Genomic DNA, 21,173 nt, shown 5'->3' with positions numbered 1-21,173 from the left:
CCGGACCTGCCACTCACCTCTTCCTTAGAAGTATGCACGGCGGCGGTTGCCCTGCCTGGGGTGAGTGCGGCACACGGTAGCTTTGACGGGATAAGCGGAATGAAACAGAGGGATCGAGGTGCACGTGCCTGACGTCTCCGTGGTCGTCATCGTCTACAACGACGCAGAGCGTCTCCCGGCAGCCGTCCAGTCGGTTTTGGACCAGACCCTGCACGGGGTCGAGGTCGTGATCGTCGACGACTGCAGCAAGGACGGGTCCTACGCGGTCGCCCAGGAGCTCGAAACCGCGCATCCGGGGAGGGTGCGCGCCTTCCGGCTGCCGGAGAACAGCGGGGGCTGCGGTGCCCCCCGCAATCACGGCATCCAGCAGGCCACAGGAACGTACGTCATGTTCCTGGACAGCGATGACGTGCTGGAACGCAATGCCTGCCGCAACATGCTGGACGCCGCCGAGCGGACCGGTTCCGACCTGGTCTCGGGCATGTGCGTCCGGGTCCACCTCGACAACCGTTGGGGCAAGACCACCGAGTGGTACCCGTGGATCTACGCGCGCACCCGCACGCTGGAGTCGATCACCGAGTACCCGGACCTGCTGGTCTACGACACCCTCTCCACGAACAAGTGCTACCGGCGCGCGTTCCTGCTGGAGCAGGGCCTGGAGTTCCCGGTGGGCATCCACTACGAGGACCTGCTCTTCTCCGCGCAGGCCTACGTCGCCGCCCGCCGCATCACGCTCATCCCGAACCACGTCTACTACTGGAACGTGATCGAGAAGGCCTCGGCCAAGTCGATCAGCAACCGGCGCCACGAGATCGAGAACTTCGTCCACCGGATGGAGATCCACCGCCGCGTCGACGAACTGCTGGCGGCCAAGGGCCACGCGGAGATCAAGTCCGCGAAGGACGCCAAGTTCCTCAAGCACGACCTGGTGCTCCACCTGCGGGACCTGCCCCTGCTCGGTGACGCCTACCGCCAGGAGTTCGCCCGGCTCGCCAACGGCTACCTGGCCGGCATCGACCCGGCCGCGTACGACAACGTCAGCAACCTCCAGGCCATCTGCGCCTACCTGCTCGGCAAGGAGGACTGGGACAACCTGCTGCCCGCCGCCGACGCCATGACCAACCAGGGCCGGCTCACCTCCCCGCTCGCCGAGCGCGACGGACGCGTCTACTGGTGCGGCCGGCACATCGACGGCCCCGACGCCGCGGAGGCCCGCCGGATACTGGACGTCACCGACCAGAACTACGCCGGTGCGCCGCTCGCCTCCCTCACCCTGGGCAACCGCCTCACCGCGTACGAGGACGACGGCCGCGGCACGGTCACCCTGTCGGGTGCCGTCGTGAACCCGCTGGGCCGGATCCGCCCCGAGGCGGAGCTGAAGGCCTCGCTGGAGTTCCGGGCCCGCCGGCAGATCGGCGTCCGCTCCTTCAGCTTCCCGGTGGCAACCGTGCGCCACGCCGGTGACACGATCGAGTGGAAGGCCACGGCCGACATCGGCAGCACCGTCCGCCCGCTCGGCATCATCGACGCGGTCTGGGACGTGCGCCTGAAGTTGACGGCCGGCGGCGACCGGGTCACCACCCGCGTCTCGGTCGGCGGGGTCGACCTGGAGCAGGCCGCCCGGCTGCGCGTGCGCCCGAGGCTGACCCGGCTGGTCTCCGACCGCTTCGAGCCGGAGATGACCAAGAAGGGCAACCTGTCCTACGTCCTGACCGCCGAGGGCGCCGCCGCCGTGCGCACCCAGACGCTGATCAACAGCGCGATGCACGGCAAGGCCGCGGGCGTCGTCAAGCGGGGCCTGCGCAAGGCCCTGCGGGCCCGCCGCAACATCGGCTCGGGCGAGCAGAAGGTGAAGGTCTACCACGAGGTCTTCTCGAAGCTGCCCGTCAAGAAGGGCACGGTCGTCTTCGAGAGCCACATGGGCAAGCAGTACAGCGACAGCCCGAAGGCGATCTACGAGGAACTGGTGCGCTCCGGCGTGCAGTTCGAGGCGATCTGGTCGTACGCCGGCAAGCCCGCCGGCTTCCCCAAGGAAGCCACCCTGGTGCGGCGCTGGAGCTGGGCCTACCTGCGGGCGCTGGCGCAGGCCGAGTTCTGGATCGACAACCAGGGCTTCCCGCTGGCGCTGGCCAAGCGCCCGGGGACCACGTACATCCAGACCTGGCACGGCTCGGCGCTGAAGCGGATGGGCTTCCACGAGCCCCGCACCAAGGCGCAGGACCGTCCGGGCCAGGCCCGCTTCCAGGCCGCCGTCGACCGCTTCGACCACTTCCTGATCCGTTCCGAGCACGACGCCCGCACCCTCGCCAAGGGCTTCCGGCTGCGTGACGAGGTGCTGCTGCGCACCGGCTACCCGCGCAACGACGCCCTGGTCGCGGCCCACCGCTCCGAGGCGAACAGCGGCGAGCGGGTCCGCGGCTCCCTGGCCGGCGAGTTCGGGATCGACCCGGAGAAGAAGGTGCTGCTGTACGCGCCCACCTTCCGGGCGAACGCGGACGGCACGGTGGAGGGCTTCGAATTCCCCTTCGACGTGGAGGAGTTCGCCGACCGGCTCGGCGACCGCTTCGTGCTGCTGGTGCGCACCCACTACCTCAACAGCGTCACGCTGCCGCCGTCGGTCGCGGGCCGGGTCATCGACGTGTCCAGGCACCACGACGTCACCCCGCTGCTGGCGCTCGCCGACGGGCTGATCACCGACTACTCGTCCGTGATGTTCGACTACGCGGTCCTGGACCGGCCGATGCTGTTCTTCGCGTACGACTACGAGAAGTACGCGACCGACATCCGCGGCACGTACTTCGACCTCAAGGCGAAGGCACCGGGCCCGGTGGTCGCCACCGCGGACGAACTGCTCCAGGCCCTCGCCGCCTTCGACGAGGCGGACGCCAAGTACGCCGAGGCGCGCCAGCGTTTCCTCGCCGAGTTCGGCGAGTACGACCGCGGGGACGCGGCCCGCCGGATCGTCGAGAAGTTCTTCACCAGGAGCGGCAAGTGAGCCAGCAGACCGCCACCCCGGGCGGCCGTGACATCTTCCTCGTCTCCAACAGCGTGGACGAGCTGGGCGGCGTGACCACCTGGTCGCACCAGATGGCCCGGCTGTTCAGCGAACGCGGGCACCAGGTCCACGTCATCGGCATCGCCCCCGTCGCCGAGGAGATCCGCCAGCAGCTCCCGGCGGACCTGCCGTACGCGGTGACCACGCTGTACGAGACACACCCGCCGGCCGCCCGCCGGCTGCACGGCATCAAGGGCCGGCTCAACGCACCCGAACGGCGCCGCCAGGCGGCCCGCCGGGCGAAGATGCGGGCCAAGGCGGACCAGCTGGGCGAGCTGCTGCGCGCGGCCCGCCCCGGCGCCGTGGTGATCGTCACCCAGGTCTGGGCGATGGAGTGGGTGGCCCTCGCCGACACCAAGGGCTGCACCGTCATCGGCATGAGCCACGAGTCCTTCGAGGCCAGCAACAAGTCGACCCGGGGCCAGCGGGTCCGGCGGTACTACCGGGACGTCGACCGCATGCTCGTGCTGACCCCCGAGGACGCCGACCTCTGGATCCGCTCGGGCATGGAGAACGTCTCCAGCATGCCGAACCCGCTGCCGTTCATGCCCGCCTCCCCCGCCCCGCGCACCGGGAAGGTCGTGGCGAGCGTCGGCCGCCTCGCCTTCGAGAAGGGCGTGGACCTGCTGCTCGACGCATGGGCCGACGCCTCCCCGCACCACCCCGACTGGGTCCTGCGGATCTACGGGGCGGGCCTGGAGGAGCCGACCCTCCGGGCGCACGCCGCCGGGCTCGGCCTGGAGGACTCCGTGGAGTGGATGGGCAGCACCGGCGACGTGCTGGGCGCGCTGAACGGAGCCTCCGTCTTCGCCCAGGCCTCGCGCGCCGAGGGCTTCCCGATCACGCTGCTGGAGGCGATGGCCGCGGGCGTGCCGGTGGCCGCCTTCGACTGCGCGCCGGGTGTGCGGGAGATCGTGACGCACGGCGAGGACGGGCTGCTGGCCCGGCTCGGCAACACGATGGAGCTGGCCGGACATCTGGACCGGCTGATGGCCGGCCGTGAACTGCGCGACCGGCTCGGCGACGCCGCCTTCCGCAACGTGCAGCGGTACTCCAGCGCCGAGATCACCGACCGGTGGGAGCAGCTGTTCTCCTTCCTGGAGCGCTGAGCCGGACGCCCCGCGCACAGACGAAGCCGCCCGCCCCGGATTCGACCCGGGGCGGGCGGCTTCTTCGTACGCTCTACGGGCCTCAGGCCTTGCGGTGGGCCTCCCAGCCCTCCCAGGCCGAGGTGATCATGTCGCGGACGTCGTGGCGGGCCTTCCAGCCCAGCTCCGCGGAGATCCGGTCGGCGGAGGCGACGACCTTCGCCGGGTCACCGGCGCGGCGCGGGGAGACCTGGGGCGCGTAGGCGGGGTCGGTGTGCCCGGTGACCTCGTTCACCAGCTCGACCATCTCGCGGACGGAAACGCCCTCGCCGCGGCCGATGTTGACGGTGAGGTCCTTGTACTCGCCCTGCGTGCCCCATTCGACGAGCTTGCGGGCGGCCACCACGTGGGCCTCCGCGAGGTCGGCGACGTGGATGTAGTCGCGGATGCAGGTGCCGTCCGCGGTCGCGTAGTCGTCACCGAAGATGCGGGCGCCCTCGCCCTTGTCGAACCGCTCGAAGATCATCGGGACCAGGTTGAAGACCCCGGTGTCGGCGAGCTCGGGGGTCGCGGCGCCCGCCACGTTGAAGTAGCGCAGGCAGGCGGTGGAGATGCCGTGCGCCTTGCCCGCGGCGCGGACGATCCACTCGCCCGCAAGCTTCGTCTCGCCGTACGGGCTGAGCGGCAGGCACGGGGTGCTCTCGGTGACCAGGTCCACGTCCGGCATCCCGTACACGGAGGCGGAGGAGGAGAAGAGGAAGTTGCGCACGCCCGCGGCGGCCACGGCCTGGAGCAGGACGGTGAGGCCGCCCACGTTCTCCTCGTAGTAGTGCAGCGGCTTGTCGACGGACTCGCCGACCTGCTTCTTGCCCGCCAGGTGGACCACGCCGGTGATCCGGTGCTCGGCGAAGGTCTCGTCGAGGAACTTCCGGTCCAGCACGGAACCGATCACCAGCGGAACGCCCTCCGGGACGCGGGCGGCCTTGCCGGTCGAGAGGTCGTCCAGCACCACCACCTCCTCACCCGCGAGCAGCATCGCGCGGACGACGTGCGACCCGATGTAACCGGCGCCACCAGTGATCAGGAAGGTCATGCGTGTCTCCTAGTTCTCTTTCGTGCGTCTCGTCCGGCGCCGGCCAAGTTCCGCTCTAGCCGCGCACTATGCGGGCCCGGTGGAACCGGTGGCGGGCGAGGCTCAGGACGCCCGAGTAACCGGGCGCGAGCCTCAGCGCCAGCGACCCCCCGGTCGTTCGGTACGGCTGCGCCAAAAGCACACCGTACCGGCTGCTGGGCAGCACCCGTCGGTGCAGGAGGCGGCTGAGGGGGCGGGGGGAGGTGACCACGGAGCTGCCGTCGGCGCACTCCACGTTCAGTTTCACGTCCCACGCCTGGAGACCCCGACGGCCCTCGCCCCGGCCGAGGCGCGCCAGCGTGGTGAGCCGGAAGGGCAGCTCCGCGGTCCACCGCCGGCCGTCCGCGGCGGGGGTGAGCTCCACCGGCTGGGCCACCAGCAGCTCCCCCAGGTCGCCCCGGGGCTGGAAACTCAGCTGGACGGTGCGCGGGCCGGCCGCGGCGAGCCGCCCGTACAGGTCGTGCACCTGGATCCGGAGCCCGGCGCAGCCGCTCGGCTCGGCGTCGATGGTGACGGGCAGGTCCGCCGTCTCCAGCTCGTCGAGCCCGTCCAGCTCGACCGGCAGGGTGTCGCTCCAGACCGGCGTCCCGGAGGCGTTGGTCGCGTACGGGGGCAGCAGGCGGGGCGGGTCGGCGGCGAAGCGCGTCAGCCGCAGCAGGTCGGCGGGGGCGGGCGGCGCCTCGGTGGCGCGCAGCACGCGTACGATCCAGCGGGCGTGCGCCCCGGCGGCCTCGACGTCGGCCTCGGAGAACCCGGCGACGTAGTCACGGGTCAGCGTCCACCAGGCGGCCTGGTACGCGGGGTCCTCGCCGAGCTCGCGCAGGTACATGCGCAGGTCGTACTCCAGGAACTTCACCTGGCAGGCCCGGCCCAGCTCGGCGGAGGACGCCTTCATCAGCCGGGAGGCCACGCGGTGGGCCTCCACGCGCGCGCTCCAGTTGCCGACGTCCTTGCGGTCCAGGGAGATGGAGACCTGGGCTGCGTTGCGGCGCACGTGCCACACGTAGACGAGGTCGTCGATCACCGCGATGCGGGGACGGGCGGCCAGGACGCGGGCGGTGAAGACGAAGTCCTCGTAGACGAACCGGCCGTCCGGGAAGCGGATCCCGTACATGTCCAGGAAGGCGCGCTCGTACAGCTTGTTGACGCAGAGGGTGTCGCGGACCAGCTCCGGACGGTCCGCCGGGCGCTCGATGACCTCGCCCGGCGTGTACAGGCCGGGCACCCAGGGCACGTCACGGCTCTCGGGCAGCTCGCGGCGGACGCAACGGCCGACGGTGACCGGCGACCGGTGCTCCCCGGCCGCGGACACCAGGGCCTCGACCGCCCCGCGGGGCAGGACGTCGTCACTGTCCAGGAACATGACGTACGGGGCGGTGGCAGCCGCGATCCCGTCGTTGCGCGGAGTGCCGCAACCCCCGCTGTTCTCCGTGCGGTGCACGACCTTCAGGCGGGTGTGGCGGGCCGCCAGCTCGTCCAGCACCTCTGCGGTGCCGTCGCTGGACGCATCGTTGACCGCGATGACCTCGGCAACGACCGGGCCTTGGGCGAGGGCCGAGGAGACGGCCTGCCCGACGAGCGCGGCATCGTTGTACGCGATCACGACGACGGCAACTGTGGGGGTTTGGGTGCTCGTCACCCGTGGATCCTAGGCCACTGGAGTAAACGTCACCTTAAGGCGGGCCACCCGAACGGCGGATAACCGGAATCCTGTGACGAGCCTGTGACGACGGCCGGGGACCCGGCCGTCGTCCTCGGTCACGGCCCGGTCAGAAGGGACGGAACTCGTCGTACTCCTTCTGTGCGGAATCGCGCTCGGCTTCCTTCTCCTTGCGGCGCGTGGTCGCCGGACGCGGCGCCTCCAGACGGTGGTCCTCACCGCGGCGGCCCAGCATCTCGGCGCCGGCCATCATGGTCGGCTCCCAGTCGAAGACGACCGCGTTGTCGTCGGAACCGATGGCGACGCCGTCACCCGCCTTGGCACCGGCCTTGCGCAGCGCGTCCTCGACACCGAGGCGGTTGAGGCGGTCGGCGAGGTAGCCGACGGCCTCGTCGATGTTGAAGTCGGTCTGGCGGACCCAGCGCTCCGGCTTCTCGCCGCGCACGCGGTACACGTCCTCGGCCTCGTCGTAGGCGATGGTGAATCCGGAATCGTCCACGGCCTTCGGACGGATGACGACGCGGGTCGCCTCCTGCTTCGGCTTGCGGGCGCGGAACTTCGCGATGACCTCGGCGAGGAAGAAGGACAGCTCCTTCAGGCCGGTCCGGTCGACCGCGGAGACCTCGAAGACCTTGTAGCCGCGGGCCTCCAGGTCCGGGCGGACCATCTCGGCGAGGTCCTTGCCGTCGGGGATGTCGACCTTGTTGAGGACCACGAGGCGCGGGCGGTTCTCCAGGCCACCGCCGTAGAGCTTCAGCTCCTCCTCGATGGCGTCCAGGTCGGCCAGCGGGTCGCGGTCGGACTCCAGGGTGGCGGTGTCCAGCACGTGCACCAGGATCGAGCAGCGCTCGACGTGGCGCAGGAACTCCAGGCCGAGGCCCTTGCCCTGGCTGGCGCCGGGGATGAGACCGGGGACGTCGGCGATCGTGTAGACCGTCGAGCCCGCGGTGACGACGCCCAGGTTCGGGACGAGGGTGGTGAAGGGGTAGTCGGCGATCTTCGGCTTGGCCGCGGACAGCACCGAGATCAGCGAGGACTTGCCGGCGCTCGGGAAGCCGACCAGCGCCACGTCGGCGACGGTCTTGAGCTCCAGGATGACGTCGCCGCCGGTGCCGGGGACACCGAGGAGCGCGAAGCCGGGCGCCTTGCGGCGCGCGGAGGAGAGCGCGGCGTTGCCGAGGCCGCCGCGGCCGCCTTCGGCCGCCACGTAGGTGGTGCCCTGGCCGACGAGGTCGGCGAGGACGTTGCCCTCCTTGTCGAGGACGACGGTGCCGTCCGGCACGGGCAGGACCATGTCCTGGCCGTCCTTGCCGGAGCGGTTGCCGCCCTCGCCGGGCTTGCCGTTGGTGGCCTTGCGGTGCGGGCTGTGGTGGTAGTCCAGCAGGGTGGTGACCGCCTGCTCCACCACCAGGATGACGTCGCCGCCACGGCCGCCGTTGCCGCCGTCGGGGCCGCCGAGCGGCTTGAACTTCTCCCGGTGAACGGAGGCGCAGCCGTGGCCCCCGTTACCCGCGGCGACGTGCAGCTCGACGCGGTCCACGAAGGTGGTCATGGTTGTTCCTCCAGATACAGCGGGAATATCCCGGAAAGCCCGGGGGGTAGGCCTTGCTACCCATTAAACGTGTCTGTGTGACAACGCGCCGAGGGCGGACCTCTCTTCCCGGCTGACGCCGGGAAGAGCTGAGATCCGCCCTCGGGGTGTTACGAACGCTTCAGATCAGCAGGAGCTGAATCAGGCGGCCGGAACGATGTTGACGACCTTGCGGCCACGGTGCGTGCCGAACTCGACCGAACCGGCCTGCAGCGCGAACAGCGTGTCGTCGCCACCACGACCGACACCCGAACCCGGGTGGAAGTGGGTGCCGCGCTGGCGAACGAGGATCTCACCAGCGGAAACGACCTGACCGCCGAAGCGCTTCACGCCGAGCCGCTGAGCGTTGGAATCGCGCCCGTTCCGGGTGGACGATGCGCCCTTCTTGTGTGCCATGTCTCAGTCCCTCTTACTTCGCAGCCGCGGGGATACCGGTGACCTTGATCGCCGTGTACTGCTGGCGGTGACCCTGGCGACGGCGGTAGCCGGTCTTGTTCTTGTACCGAAGGATGTCGATCTTGGCACCCTTGTGGTGGTCCACGATCTCGGCCTGGACCTTGATGCCGGCCAGGACCCACGGGTCGCTGGTCACGGCATCGCCGTCGACCACGAGCAGGGTCGAGAGCTCGACCGTGTCGCCGACCTTGCCAGTGGAAATCTTGTCAACCTCAACGATGTCGCCGACAGCAACCTTGTGCTGGCGACCACCGCTGCGCACGATGGCGTACACGCGGATCTCACTCTCACTCGAAATCGGAAACCCCTGAAGCCAGCCGGCCCCGCGGAACCGCAGGCCGGCCTCCCCCGCTCCAGCCGCGCGAAGCGGCGGTACGGGAGGTGAGGTGCTCAGTGGATTGGCGTGCGCATAGACACGCCAGCGACCTAGGTTACGGGGCCCGGTTTGATGGGTCAAACCGGGGTCCGGCCTGGATCTTGGAGACCGGCTCGGCCACCGGAAACGGGCCTGCCGGCCCGGTCGTACCGGCCCGCACCGTGCCGCTGAGACCCCCTACGGGACCTTCCTGGCCACCCTGGACGCCGTGCGCGGCTCTCGCCCCGCAGGGCCGCGGACACGCCTCCGCGCAGCGCTGAAGTCCAAAAGCCCCCGCCCGGCACCAAGGGGTGCCGGGCGGGGGCCGGTGGAACGCGGTCCGCGGAGCGGACCTCGGCGGATCAGGCTTCGGTCGGAGCCGAGACGGAAGGCAGCGTCTGCTGCTCCGCCGCCGCGGTCTTCTTCGTCGCCCGCTTCGTGGCCGTCTTCTTCGCGGCCGTCTTCGCCGTCGTCGTCTTCTTGGCGGCGGTCTTCTTCGCGGCCGCCGCCTTCTTGGCCGGGGCCTTCTTCGCCGCGGTCGTGGTCGCCTTCTTGGCGGCCGTCTTGCGGACCGCCTTCTTGGCGGGAGCCGCCGGGGCGTCCTCCTCGACGACGGCCTCGGCTGCCTCGGCCGCCTTCTCGGGGGCCTCCACCGGCGCCTCGACGACCAGGACGGCCGCCTCCGCGCCCGCCGGGGAACCGGCCGGAGCGGTGGCCTTACGGGTGGCACGGCGACGCGGACGGGCCGGCGCGGCGTCAGCCACGGGCTCGGCCTCGGCCGGGGTCTCGACGACGGCCGGCGCGGCCTCGACGACGACCTCGGGCTCCGGCTCCGGCTCGGCCACGGGGGCCTCGGCCACCGGCTCCGGGGCCTGGACCGCCTCGGCCGGGGCGCCCGCCGGAGCGGTGGCCTTACGGGTGGCGCGGCGGCGGGTGCGGCCCTTGGGGGCCTCCTCCGCGACCGGCTCCGCGACGACCGGCTCGGCGATCTCGACGGCCTCGACGACGGCCTCGGGCTCCGCAGCCTCGACGACCTCGACGACCTCCGCTTCGACCTCGACCACCGGCTCGGGCTCGGCCACGGGGGCCGCCGGAGCCACGGGGGCCGCGGCCGCCGGCGCACGGTCCGTCGCCGCACCGCGCGGGGCGCCCGCCGGAGCGGTCGCCTTGCGGGTGGCGCGACGGCGGTTGCGGCGCCCGCTCACTCCGGCAGCGGCCTCGGCCTCGGCCGGGCTGCTGTAGAGCTCCTCGTCGGCGACGAAGGAGGGCTCGGGCAGCGCCACGGGGGCGGCGACCTCCGCGGCCAGCTCCGCCTCGGTCTCGACCTCGTAGGCATCGCCCTCGGCGGTGTCCACGGCCTCGATCTCGTGGTCGTGCTCGTGTCCGCCCTGGCCACCGCGGCGCTTGGAGCGCTTGCCGTTGCCACCGCCGCCGACCGCGGTCGGGGTCTCCATGTGCACGATGACACCGCGGCCGTTGCAGTGGACGCAGGTCTCGGAGAAGGACTCCAGCAGGCCCTGGCCCACGCGCTTGCGGGTCATCTGGACCAGACCCAGCGAGGTCACCTCGGCGACCTGGTGCTTGGTGCGGTCACGGCCAAGGCACTCCAGCATGCGCCGCAGGACCAGGTCGCGGTTGGACTCCAGGACCATGTCGATGAAGTCGATGACCACGATGCCGCCGAGGTCGCGCAGCCGCAGCTGGCGCACGATCTCCTCGGCCGCCTCCAGGTTGTTCCTGGTGACGGTCTCCTCGAGGTTGCCGCCCTGACCGGTGAACTTGCCGGTGTTGACGTCGATGACGATCATCGCTTCGGTCTTGTCGATCACAAGCGAACCGCCCGAGGGCAGCCACACCTTGCGGTCGAGCGCCTTGGCGAGCTGCTCGTCGATCCGGTACGTCGCGAAGACGTCCACCTCGGAGGTCCAGCGCGACAGCCGGTCGGCCAGGTCCGGGGCCACGTGGTTCACGTAGCCGTGGATGGTCTCCCAGGCGCTGTCACCGCTGACGATGACCTTGGTGAAGTCCTCGTTGAAGATGTCGCGCACGACGCGGACGGTCATGTCCGGCTCGCCGTACAGGAGGCTCGGCGAAGAGGTCGTGATCTGCTTCGACTTCTTCTGGATGTCCTCCCACTGGGCCTGCAGACGCTCGACGTCGCGGCGCAGCTCGTCCTCGCTCGCACCCTCGGCGGCGGTGCGCACGATGACGCCCGCGTCCTCGGGGACGATCTTCTTGAGGATGGTCTTCAGGCGCGCGCGCTCGGTGTCGGGCAGCTTGCGGCTGATGCCGGTCATCGAGCCCTCGGGCACGTAGACCAGGTAGCGGCCGGGCAGCGAGACCTGCGAGGTCAGGCGGGCGCCCTTGTGGCCGATCGGGTCCTTGGTGACCTGCACCAGGACCGACTGGCCGGACTTGAGGGCGGACTCGATGCGGCGCGGCCCGTTGGCCATGCCGAGCGCCTCGAAGTTGACCTCACCGGCGTACAGGACCGCGTTGCGGCCCTTGCCGATGTCGATGAAGGCGGCCTCCATGGACGGCAGCACGTTCTGGACCTTGCCCAGGTAGACGTTGCCGACGTACGAGGTGGCTTCTTCCTTGTTGACGTAGTGCTCGACGAGCACGTTGTCCTCGAGGACGCCGATCTGGGTGCGCTCGCCGGACTGGCGGACGACCATGACGCGCTCGACGGCCTCGCGGCGGGCCAGGAACTCGGCCTCGGTGATGATCGGGACGCGGCGGCGGCCCTGCTCGCGGCCCTCGCGACGGCGCTGCTTCTTGGCCTCCAGGCGGGTCGAGCCCTTGATGGACTGGACCTCGTCGGAGGAGGTGGAGCCGGTGAGGGCCTCCGCGCGCTCGCGCGCCGGGCGCGGCTCGCGGACCTTGACGACCGTGCGCACACCGTCGTCCTCGGCCGCGTCGGCGTCCGTGCCACCGTCGCCGCTGCGACGGCGACGACGCCGGCGGCGACGGCTGGAGCTGGAGCCGAGGGCCCCGTTGTCCTCGTCGTCCTCGGCCTCTTCGGCGTCCGTCTCTTCGGCGGACTCCGCCTCTTCGCCGGACTCGGCCTCGTCCTCGGCGGACTCGTCGAGGTCGGCGGCCTCACCGCGACGGCGGCGACGGCCACCGCGGCGGCGACGGCGCGACGGGCGGTCGCCCGACTCGTCGAATTCCTCCTCGGCGGAGCCTTCGAGCTCGGCCTCGGCCTCCTCCTCGGCCAGCTCTACGTCGGCCAGCGTGACCGGGCCGGACGGCGCGGCGGCGGCCGGAGCCGGGGCCACGGGCGCGGCGGTCTCGGCGGCGGCTCCGCGGCCACGGCGGCGGCGACGGCCGGCCGGCTGCGGGGCGGGGGCCGGAGCGGCCTCGACCTCGGCCTCGATCTCGGTCTCGACGAGGTCGAGCTCCTCCTCCTCGAGCTCCTCGGCCGGGGCGGCGGCAGCGGCGGCCGCGGCCATCATGGCCGCGGTCTCCGGGGTCTGGAACATCGGCTCGGCGAACACCGGGGCCTGGAACACGGCGACGGCGGGGCGCCCGGCGCGGCGGCCACGGGCCGGCGCTTCGGCGGCGGGGGCCGGAGCCGCCGGCTGCGCTGCGGCGGGAGCCACGGGCTGCGCGGCGGGGGCCGCGGTGGCGGCGGCCGGGGCGGTGGTGGAGCGGGTGGCGCGGCGGCGGCCGCCGCGCTTCGGGGAGTCCACGGCGTCGGCCACGGTGACGGTGGCCTTGGCGGGGGCGACCGGGGCCTCGACGACCGGCGCCTCGGCCACGGCTTCGGCGGCGGGCGCCTCGGGGGCGGTCACGGCGCGGGTGGCACGGCGACGGGCACGCGGGGCCGGAGCAGCGGGCTCCTCGACGGCCTCGGCGACCGGGGCGGCCACGGGGGCCTCCACGACCGGGGCCTCGGCCACGGCCGCCTCGGGGGCGGTCACGGCGCGGGTGGCACGGCGGCGGGTACGGGCGGGGGCGGCGGCCGGAGCGGCTTCCTCGGCGGGAGCCTCGACTGCCACGGGGGCCTCCGCGACCGGGGCCTCGGCCACGGCCGCCTCGGGGGCGGTGACGGCGCGGGTGGCGCGGCGACGGGCACGCGGCGCCGGAGCAGCGGGCTCCTCGACGGCCTCGGCGACCGGAGCGGCTGCGGCGGGGGCCTCGGCGGCGGAAGCCTCCGGGGCGGCCACGGCGCGGGTCGCACGGCGACGGGCACGCGGCGCGGGGGCAGCGGGCTCCTCGACGGCCGGGGCGGCCGGAGCTGCTGCGGCGGGGGCCTCCACCACGACCTCGGCGGCGGACGCCTCGGGGGCGGCCACGGCGCGGGTCGCACGGCGGCGGGTACGGGCCGGGGCAGCGGCCGGAGCGGCCTCCTCGGCGGGAGCTGCGGCCACCACGGGCGCGGGAGCGGTCTCGGCGGCGGCTACGGCGCCGCCGGGCGGGCCGGCCGGCCGGGACGCGGCGCGCCGGCGCCTGCGCGGCGGCAGGTTGTCGCTCGGGCTGCCACTGTCGGCGGCGTTGCTGTTGCTGTCGTTTTCGTTGTTGAGCATGCGGGGTTTCTCCCGTCACGCTCCCGGGCGCCGCGGCTGACTTCCGGTCCGGCACGGTTCCGCGTAATGAGCGCGGAACCGGCCTCCGGGGCGCGTTCGCCACACGGGAGCTCAGTTCAAGGGCCGCCGGTTCCGTACGTGAAAGTCCGTACGGCCTGGCGGAAGTCTTCAAGTCTTCAGGTCTGTCCGTGCGCGGCCCGACCCAGGTGGCTCCCGAGTCCAAGGGCTGCGCGACGACGACGATCCCTACGCGGCGGGACCTTCCGGCGCCTTCGCGTCGGCGGTTACGGCCGCCGTGGGTGGGGCGGTCGTGACAGCCTCGCGGTCGGGCGCGAGCGGGTCGGTCACCGTGCCGGACTCCTCGTCGAAGAGCCCCTGCGCCAGCCTGGTCACCGCAGCGGGGACCGGCGGCGTTAGGTCGGCCACAGCTCGGAGACCGGACAGGACGTCGTCGGGTCGCACGGCAGGTGTCAGATGCCGAACAACCAGCCGCAGTATCGCACAAGCATTGTCCACGGGCCTATCAGCCTCCGCGGTCCCCGAAACGGGAACCACTTCCAGACTGACCACGGCGCCCCGCGTGTCGAAGGTCCGCATGCCGTTCTTGGTGCGGCGCTGGACCTCCACGGCCTCGGCCGCGAGGAAGGCGTCGACCGCCTTCCGGACGTCCCCGGGCTCCACGCCGTCCAGGCGCAGCTCCCACACGGAGGCCGTCAGCCGGTCGGCGAGACCGGAGGTGTGCGCCTCCACGGCGTCGACGATGTCGAGGCCGACGGGCATCGACTCGTCGAGCAGCTCGCGCAGGACCGCGGGGTCGCGGGGCTCGGCGAGGGCGATCTCCAGGTACTCGGCCTCGCTGCCGGTACCGGTCGGGGCTGCGTTCGCGTACGAGACGCGGGGGTGCGGGGTGAAGCCCGCCGAGTACGCCATCGGCACCTCGGAGCGGCGCAGGGCCCGCTCGAAGGCACGCTGGAAGTCCCGGTGGCTGGTGAACCGGAGGCGGCCGCGCTTGGTGTAGCGCAGACGGATGCGCTGCACCACCGGTGCGGGAGGCGGGCCTTCGGGCTGTCGCTTGCCCAGTGGTTCATCTCCTTGTGCGGGGCTCCGCGGCTCGCGCGTCGCCCTGAGGTCTGTGGGGCCTGCCGGCCACGCCTGCCCTCCGGCTCACCCCTGGCTGTTTCTGCAGGGAGATCTCGGGGGCGGGCGCATGGCCTGCGGCTCTGTTACTACCCAGAGTACGCGCCTGTGACCTCGCCGGTTCCCGGGGCGGCCCCCCGAACAGCGCCCGCCGTACGTCGGCCCGCGCCTCGCGCGCCGAGAGGCGGACGGTCCGCCACACCTCGCCGACGGCGCGGCCGACGGGAGCGATCGCCTGCCGGTGCACCGCGCGGACACCGCGGCGGCCTGCGGCCCACCCCGCGCGCAGCGCGTTCCCGACGGGGGTGAGCACGTGCCGGCGCAGCCATCCGGCGGGCCGCACGACGGCCCACCGCCACAGCCACACCAGCCCGCGCCCCAGCGCCCGGCTCACCCGCCCCGCGAGATGCCAGGCGGAGACGAGCAGCAGCCCGAGCGGCACGAGCAGGTAGGCCCACACCGCGCGCCCGGCCGGAGCGAGCAGATACCGCCAGAGCCCCACACCCACGGGCCGTACGACGTACCGCCACAGCGCGACCCACGGCCAGACGAACAGTGCCTTGGCCAGCCACACCACACCGGCCGCAAACCCCCGGCCCACCCAGCGCAGTCCGTGCCCGACGGGGGCGAGGACGTACCGGTACAGGGCCCCACCCGGCAGCACGAGCAGATACCGAACCGCCCCCACGACCAGCCAGGCGATCCCCCGTCCGGCGGGGACCACCCCGTACTCCCAGACCGGCACCAGCAGATACCGCCAGAGCCCCACACCGACGGGCCTCAGCACATGCCCGTACGCGGCCTGCCCGACCGGAAGCACGACGTACCGCCAGAGCCCCGCCCAGGGCCAGTAGAAGACCAGCTTCGCGAGGCCCCCGATCAGCCACCCGGCCCCCCGCAGCAAGGGCAGCAGGACGAGCTCGTACACGCGCCGCGCCCCTTGCCCGAGCGGCCCGAGCACGCTCCGGTTCACCCTCCGCACGAAGGCGACGAGCAGATCCCACACCACCCGCAGCGGCAGCACGACCAGCACCGCCACGACCTTCACGGGGATCCGCACGACCCCGACCAGGCAGCCCTCTCCCCCGGGTGCGCGCGCCTCTTCCTGTTCCATACACACAAGGACTCGGTAAACCCCCCTGCCGTTGCGGGGAAACCCCACGGATCCGGACACGCCGAAGGCCCGCCCCGTGATCGGGACGGGCCTTCGGTATGCGGGCGGGGCGCGGGGGCTACTTCACGACCGACAGGGGCAGGAGCTTCTTGCCCGTCGGGCCGATCTGGATGCTCGTGTCCATCTGCGGGCAGACGCCGCAGTCGAAGCACGGGGTCCAGCGGCAGTCTTCGACCTCGGTCTCGTCGAGGGCGTCCTGCCAGTCCTCCCAGAGCCAGTCCTTGTCCAGGCCGGAGTCGAGGTGGTCCCAGGGGAGGACCTCCTCGTAGGTGCGCTCGCGGGTGGTGTACCAGGCCACGTCGACGCCGTAGGCGGGGAGGGTCTTCTCCGCCGCCTGCATCCAGCGGTCGTACGAGAAGTGCTCGCGCCAGCCGTCGAAGCGGCCGCCCGACTCGTACACGGCGCGGATGACGTCGCCGATGCGGCGGTCGCCGCGGGACAGCAGGCCCTCGACGATGCCGGGCTTGCCGTCGTGGTAGCGGAAGCCGATGGAGCGGCCGTACTTCTTGTCGCCGCGGAGCTTGTCGCGGAGCTTGCCGAGGCGGGCGTCCGTCTCCTCGGCCGACAGCTGCGGGGCCCACTGGAAGGGGGTGTGCGGCTTGGGGACGAAGCCGCCGATGGAGACGGTGCAGCGGATGTCGTTCTGGCCGGAGACCTCGCGGCCCTTGGCGATGACGTTGACCGCCATGTCGCCGATCTGGAGGACGTCCTCGTCGGTCTCGGTCGGCAGGCCGACCATGAAGTACAGCTTGACCTGGCGCCAGCCGTTGCCGTAGGCCGTCGCGACCGTACGGATCAGGTCCTCTTCCGAGACCATCTTGTTGATGACCTTGCGCATGCGCTCGGAGCCGCCCTCGGGGGCGAAGGTCAGACCGGAGCGGCGGCCGTTGCGGGTCAGCTCGTTGGCCAGGTCCACGTTGAAGGCGTCCACGCGGGTCGACGGCAGGGACAGGCCCACCTTGTCGTCCGTGTAGCGGTCGGCCAGGCCCTTGGCGATGTCCGCGATCTCGGTGTGGTCCGCCGAGGAGAGGGACAGGAGGCCGACCTCCTCGAAGCCCGTGGCCTTCAGCCCGCGCTCCACCATCTCGCCGATGCCGGTGATGCTTCGCTCCCGCACGGGGCGCGTGATCATGCCGGCCTGGCAGAAACGGCAGCCGCGGGTGCAGCCGCGGAAGATCTCCACGGACATCCGCTCGTGGACGGTCTCGGCGAGCGGGACCAGGGGCTGCTTGGGGTACGGCCACTCGTCGAGGTCCATGACGGTGTGCTTGGACACGCGCCACGGCACGCCGGAGCGGTTCGGGACGACGCGGCCGATGCGGCCGTCCGGCAGGTACTCGACGTCGTAGAAGCCGGGGACGTAGACCCCGCCGGTCTTGGCCAGGCGCAGCAGGACTTCCTCGCGCCCGCCCGGACGGCCTTCGGCCTTCCACGCGCGGATGATCTCGGTCATGTCGAGGACGGCCTGCTCGCCGTCGCCGATGACCGCGCAGTCGATGAACTCCGCGATCGGCTCGGGGTTGAAGGCCGCGTGGCCGCCCGCGAGCACGATGGGGTGGTCGACCGTACGGTTCTTCGCCTCCAGCGGGATGCCCGCGAGGTCCAGCGCCGTCAGCATGTTCGTGTAGCCGAGCTCGGTGGAGAAGGAGAGCCCGAAGACGTCGAAGGCCGAGACGGGGCGGTGGCTGTCCACGGTGAACTGCGGCACCTTGTGCTCGCGCATCAGTTCTTCGAGGTCCGGCCACACGCTGTAGGTGCGCTCCGCGAGCACGCCCTCGCGCTCGTTGAGCACCTCGTACAGGATCATGACGCCCTGGTTGGGGAGTCCGACCTCGTACGCGTCCGGGTACATCAGCGCCCAGCGGACGTCGGCGCTCTCCCACGGCTTGACCGTGGAGTTGAGCTCACCGCCGACGTACTGGATCGGCTTCTGGACGTGCGGAAGCAGGGCCTCAAGCTGAGGGAAGACCGACTCGGTCATCACGCGACTTTCGTGAAGCGGGCAGGGGGCGACTCTCAAGCGTACCCCGGGCCCCGGAGCGCCCCTGCCCGCACGATCAACCGCGCAGCGCGGCCGCCGCTCCCGCGGTCGCGGCCCACACCCGGGGCAGCTCCCGCTCGCGGCGCTCGGCCAGGGCCTCCTCCTGGCCGTAGAGCAGCCCCCAGGTGAAGGAGGTCTCCCCCGCGCCCGCCGCCTGGACGGCGAGGCCGCGCAGGGCGTCCCGGGCGACGACGCTGTCCTGGTGGTCGCCGAGCAGGGTCTGGACTCCCTTCACCGCCTTGGCCAGGCGGCGTGCGGGCTTGCCGAGGGCCGGGGTCGCAGCCTCGGCCGCGTACCGGGCCCGCTTCGCGGCCTTGCGGGCTTCGTGCAGGGCCAGGTCGCGGTCGTGGCCCGCGTCCATGGCCAGGGCGGCTTCGACCCGGCCCGCGAGCCGTTCGTAGTCGTCGAGCACCGCCCGGGGCAGGGCCGTCTCGGCGGGCCGGGCGGCGGCCTTGCGCAGCGGCGGGTCGGCGAGCAGGGCGTCGAGGGCGTCGAGCAGGGCCACGTAGCGCCCGCTGTCGAGCGCGGCCAGTGCGGCCCGGCGCGAACCGGTGCGGCGGGCGGTGTTCCAGATCTTGAGGCGGCCTCGGACCGGTCCGAGGAGCAGGGTGCGCGGGAGTTCGTCGAGCCTGGTCCGGATCCGCTCCAGCAACACCTCCTGGTCGCGGTCGACGCCGAGTTCGGCGGCCAGCCAGCGCAGTTCCTCGCCGATCGGGCCGGTTCGGGCGGGGTCCAGGATCCGGCGGTAGGTCTTGAAGGCGCTGCGCAGGCGCCGGGTGGCGACCCGCATCTGGTGGACCGAGTCGGGCAGGTCGCGGCGTACGGCGGGGTCCTGGGCGATCAGGGTGTCGCGCTGTTCGCGGAGGTACGCGAGCACGTGCGCGCCCGCCGTGCCCTCGGGGCCGCCGGCCAGGACGGGGGCCGGGGGTTCGGCGGAGGTCTCGGCGAGGGCCCGGGCGAGCTTCGAGGGGGCGTCGGACACCCGCAGGCCCGCCTTGTGGAAGGCCTTCTCCACGGCTTCGAGCAGCTCCGGGCCGACCCCGTCGGCGAGTTCCACCTCCACCTCGGTCCAGGTGGCGGTGGTGTCGCCCCGCTCGGCCCGCACCGCGTCCGTGGACAGCTCCGCGAGGAGCGCCCCGTCGGCGTCGAGGAGGTGGCTGACCTTGCGCGAGGACAGGAGCCTGACCTGTGGTTCCAGCGGGGTGTCGCGGACGCGGGAGCGCAGCAGGGCGGTCAGCGCTTCGGGGACGGTGTCGCCGAGGGGGGTGGTGATCTCGTCGCGGACGCCGGGGGCGACGGGCAGTTTGAGGTGCCAGCCGGCGTCCTTGCCGCCGGTGCGGCGGCGCAGGGTGAGCCCGTCGGCGGCGAGCCGCTGGTCGGGGGTGTCGTAGTAGACGGCGTCGAGGTCGACGGTGCCCTGGTCGGTGACGGCCGCGATGGCGGCCGTGCCCGTCAGGTCCGGCACCCCGCGCCGACCGGCCTTCGTGTTCCTGAACTCGAATTTACGCTCGATCTCGCGCTTCGTGTCCGCCATGCATCGAACGTAGTCCTGTACGGAAGACGGCGGGAAGGGAAACGGGCGGTGCGGCGGAAAAGGGGTTCCGGAACCGAGGGATCCGGCCGCCGGCCGACGGATCGGGCCGACTCCCGGCGGATCGGGCCGGCAGCCGGCCGGTCACGCCGACGGCCGGCCCGCGCCCCCTCACGCCGGCCCGCGCCCGGTCACGCCGGCCCGCGCCGCGTCACGCCGACATCGGCCGCTGCACCCTGATCGACTGGAGCAGCCCGATGGCCACCCACACGGCGAACATCGATGATCCCCCGTAGGACACGAAGGGCAGCGGGAGGCCGGCCACGGGCATGATCCCGAGGGTCATGCCGATGTTCTCGAAGGACTGGAAGGCGAACCAGGCGATGATCCCGGCGCACACGATCGTGCCGTAGAGCTCGGTCGTCTCGCGGGCGATCACGCAGGCGCGCCACAGGATGACCCCGAGCAGCACCAGGATCAGCCCGGCTCCGACGAAGCCCAGCTCCTCCCCCGCCACCGTGAAGACGAAGTCGGTCTGCTGCTCCGGCACGAACTGCCCGGTGGTCTGCGAGCCCTTGAAGAGTCCGGAGCCGGTCAGGCCGCCGGAGCCGATGGCGATGCGGGCCTGGTTGGTGTTGTAGCCGACGCCGGCCGGGTCGAGCTCGGGATTGGCGAAGGCCGCGAAGCGGTTGATCTGGTACTCGTCGAGGACGCCGAGCTGCCAGATCAGGACGGCCCCGCCGACGCCCGAGCCGAGCAGGCCCAGTACCCAGCGGTTGGAGGCGCCGGAGGCCAGCAGGACGCCGAGCACGATGACGACCATGACCATGACGGAGCCGAGGTCGGGCATCAGCATGATGATGCCCATCGGGAAGGCGGCCAGGCAGAGCGCCTTGACCACCGTGCGGTGGTCGGGGTGGGCGAGGTCGCCCGCGTCCACCCGGGTGGCCAGCAGCATCGCCATCACCAGGATGATCGTGATCTTCACGAACTCGGAGGGCTGGAGCGAGAAGCCGCCGCCGACCACGATCCAGGCGTGGGCGCCGTTGATGGTGGCGCCGAGCGGGGTGAGCACGGCGAGGATCAGGACCACGGAGAGCCCGTAGAGGATCGGCACGGCGCCGCGCAGGGTGCGGTGGCCGAGCCAGATGGTGCCGATCATCAGCACGAGGCCGATGCCGGTGTTCATGGCGTGCCGGAAGAGGAAGTAGTACGGGTCCCCGTTGTTCAGCGTGGTCCGGTTGCGGGTCGCCGACCACACCAGCAGGGCGCCGATGAGGGACAGGGCGAGCGCGGAGAGGAGTATCGGCCAGTCGAGCCGGCGCACCACGGAGTCGCGGGCGGTGAGTTTGGCCATCGCCCCCCGCTGCTCCGGCGCGTACCGGGCCACGGAGAATTTGTTGGCGGTCTGCATGTCGGTC

The 21,173-nt window shown here is 72.1% G+C and carries 13 protein-coding genes; 2 read left to right on the top strand and 11 right to left on the bottom strand.

Going from position 1 to position 21,173, the window contains the following annotated elements; all coding sequences use genetic code 11:
* Positions 1-118 precede the first annotated feature (118 nt).
* Together ACZ60J_RS36115 and ACZ60J_RS36110 are read left to right on the top strand one after the other, a co-directional pair.
* Entirely contained in the window at positions 119-2,995 is a 2,877-nt protein-coding gene (locus ACZ60J_RS36115; RefSeq protein WP_469688411.1) for a bifunctional glycosyltransferase/CDP-glycerol:glycerophosphate glycerophosphotransferase, read from the top strand.
* Complete coding sequence (locus ACZ60J_RS36110) at positions 2,992-4,164, top strand: glycosyltransferase (protein ID WP_469688410.1); 1,173 nt, start codon at positions 2,992-2,994, stop codon at positions 4,162-4,164. The genes ACZ60J_RS36115 and ACZ60J_RS36110 overlap by 4 nt, the downstream gene beginning before the upstream one ends.
* An 82-nt stretch (positions 4,165-4,246) precedes the next feature.
* Here the strand turns inward: ACZ60J_RS36110 and galE are convergent, their stop codons facing one another.
* The 11 genes from galE to rodA all read right to left on the bottom strand — a co-directional run bounded on the left by galE (position 4,247) and on the right by rodA (position 21,166).
* The gene (gene galE, locus ACZ60J_RS36105; protein WP_469688409.1) at positions 4,247-5,236 is read right to left on the bottom strand and encodes a UDP-glucose 4-epimerase GalE; all 990 of its coding nucleotides are present in this window, start codon (positions 5,234-5,236) and stop codon (positions 4,247-4,249) included.
* Between the two features lie 55 nt (positions 5,237-5,291).
* Positions 5,292-6,914, bottom strand: coding sequence for a glycosyltransferase family 2 protein (locus ACZ60J_RS36100; protein ID WP_469688408.1), 1,623 nt, complete (start codon positions 6,912-6,914; stop codon positions 5,292-5,294).
* A gap of 130 nt (positions 6,915-7,044) precedes the next feature.
* Complete coding sequence (gene obgE, locus ACZ60J_RS36095) at positions 7,045-8,487, bottom strand: GTPase ObgE (protein WP_469688407.1); 1,443 nt, start codon at positions 8,485-8,487, stop codon at positions 7,045-7,047.
* Between the two features lie 180 nt (positions 8,488-8,667).
* Complete coding sequence (gene rpmA, locus ACZ60J_RS36090; RefSeq protein ID WP_030013081.1) at positions 8,668-8,922, bottom strand: 50S ribosomal protein L27; 255 nt, start codon at positions 8,920-8,922, stop codon at positions 8,668-8,670.
* Positions 8,923-8,935: 13 nt separating this feature from the next.
* A complete protein-coding gene (rplU, locus tag ACZ60J_RS36085; RefSeq protein ID WP_254383036.1) occupies positions 8,936-9,256 on the bottom strand; it encodes a 50S ribosomal protein L21 in 321 nt (106 codons plus the stop codon).
* Positions 9,257-9,699: 443 nt separating this feature from the next.
* Positions 9,700-13,869: an Rne/Rng family ribonuclease gene (locus ACZ60J_RS36080; protein WP_469688406.1), complete on the bottom strand. Its 4,170-nt coding sequence runs from the start codon at positions 13,867-13,869 to the stop codon at positions 9,700-9,702.
* A 246-nt stretch (positions 13,870-14,115) separates the two neighbouring features.
* Complete coding sequence (locus ACZ60J_RS36075) at positions 14,116-14,907, bottom strand: TIGR03936 family radical SAM-associated protein (protein WP_469688405.1); 792 nt, start codon at positions 14,905-14,907, stop codon at positions 14,116-14,118.
* A 46-nt stretch (positions 14,908-14,953) separates the two neighbouring features.
* A complete protein-coding gene (locus ACZ60J_RS36070) occupies positions 14,954-16,120 on the bottom strand; it encodes a hypothetical protein (protein ID WP_469688404.1) in 1,167 nt (388 codons plus the stop codon).
* Positions 16,121-16,238: 118 nt separating this feature from the next.
* The gene (locus tag ACZ60J_RS36065) at positions 16,239-18,164 is read right to left on the bottom strand and encodes a TIGR03960 family B12-binding radical SAM protein (protein WP_450912349.1); all 1,926 of its coding nucleotides are present in this window, start codon (positions 18,162-18,164) and stop codon (positions 16,239-16,241) included.
* Between the two features lie 73 nt (positions 18,165-18,237).
* Positions 18,238-19,755 (bottom strand): CYTH and CHAD domain-containing protein, encoded by a 1,518-nt coding sequence (locus tag ACZ60J_RS36060; RefSeq protein ID WP_469688403.1) that lies wholly within the window; start codon positions 19,753-19,755, stop codon positions 18,238-18,240.
* A gap of 208 nt (positions 19,756-19,963) precedes the next feature.
* Positions 19,964-21,166 (bottom strand): rod shape-determining protein RodA, encoded by a 1,203-nt coding sequence (gene rodA, locus ACZ60J_RS36055; RefSeq protein ID WP_469688402.1) that lies wholly within the window; start codon positions 21,164-21,166, stop codon positions 19,964-19,966.
* Positions 21,167-21,173: the final 7 nt, after the last annotated feature.

It is taken from the genome of Streptomyces sp. NPDC104226 (assembly GCF_055584085.1).
Note: the sequence above shows the minus strand (reverse complement) of the source record. Positions and strands in the feature narration are given on the sequence as shown.

Bases quoted from the DNA above. Each gene is read 5' to 3' on its own strand.
- ACZ60J_RS36080 (WP_469688406.1), bottom strand. From the start codon at position 13,869: ATGCTCAACAACGAAAACGACAGCAACAGCAACGCCGCCGACAGTGGC.
- rodA (WP_469688402.1), bottom strand. From the start codon at position 21,166: ATGCAGACCGCCAACAAATTCTCCGTGGCCCGGTACGCGCCGGAGCAG.
- galE (WP_469688409.1), bottom strand. From the start codon at position 5,236: ATGACCTTCCTGATCACTGGTGGCGCCGGTTACATCGGGTCGCACGTC.
- ACZ60J_RS36060 (WP_469688403.1), bottom strand. From the start codon at position 19,755: ATGGCGGACACGAAGCGCGAGATCGAGCGTAAATTCGAGTTCAGGAAC.
- rpmA (WP_030013081.1), bottom strand. From the start codon at position 8,922: ATGGCACACAAGAAGGGCGCATCGTCCACCCGGAACGGGCGCGATTCC.
- ACZ60J_RS36070 (WP_469688404.1), bottom strand. From the start codon at position 16,120: ATGGAACAGGAAGAGGCGCGCGCACCCGGGGGAGAGGGCTGCCTGGTC.
- obgE (WP_469688407.1), bottom strand. From the start codon at position 8,487: ATGACCACCTTCGTGGACCGCGTCGAGCTGCACGTCGCCGCGGGTAAC.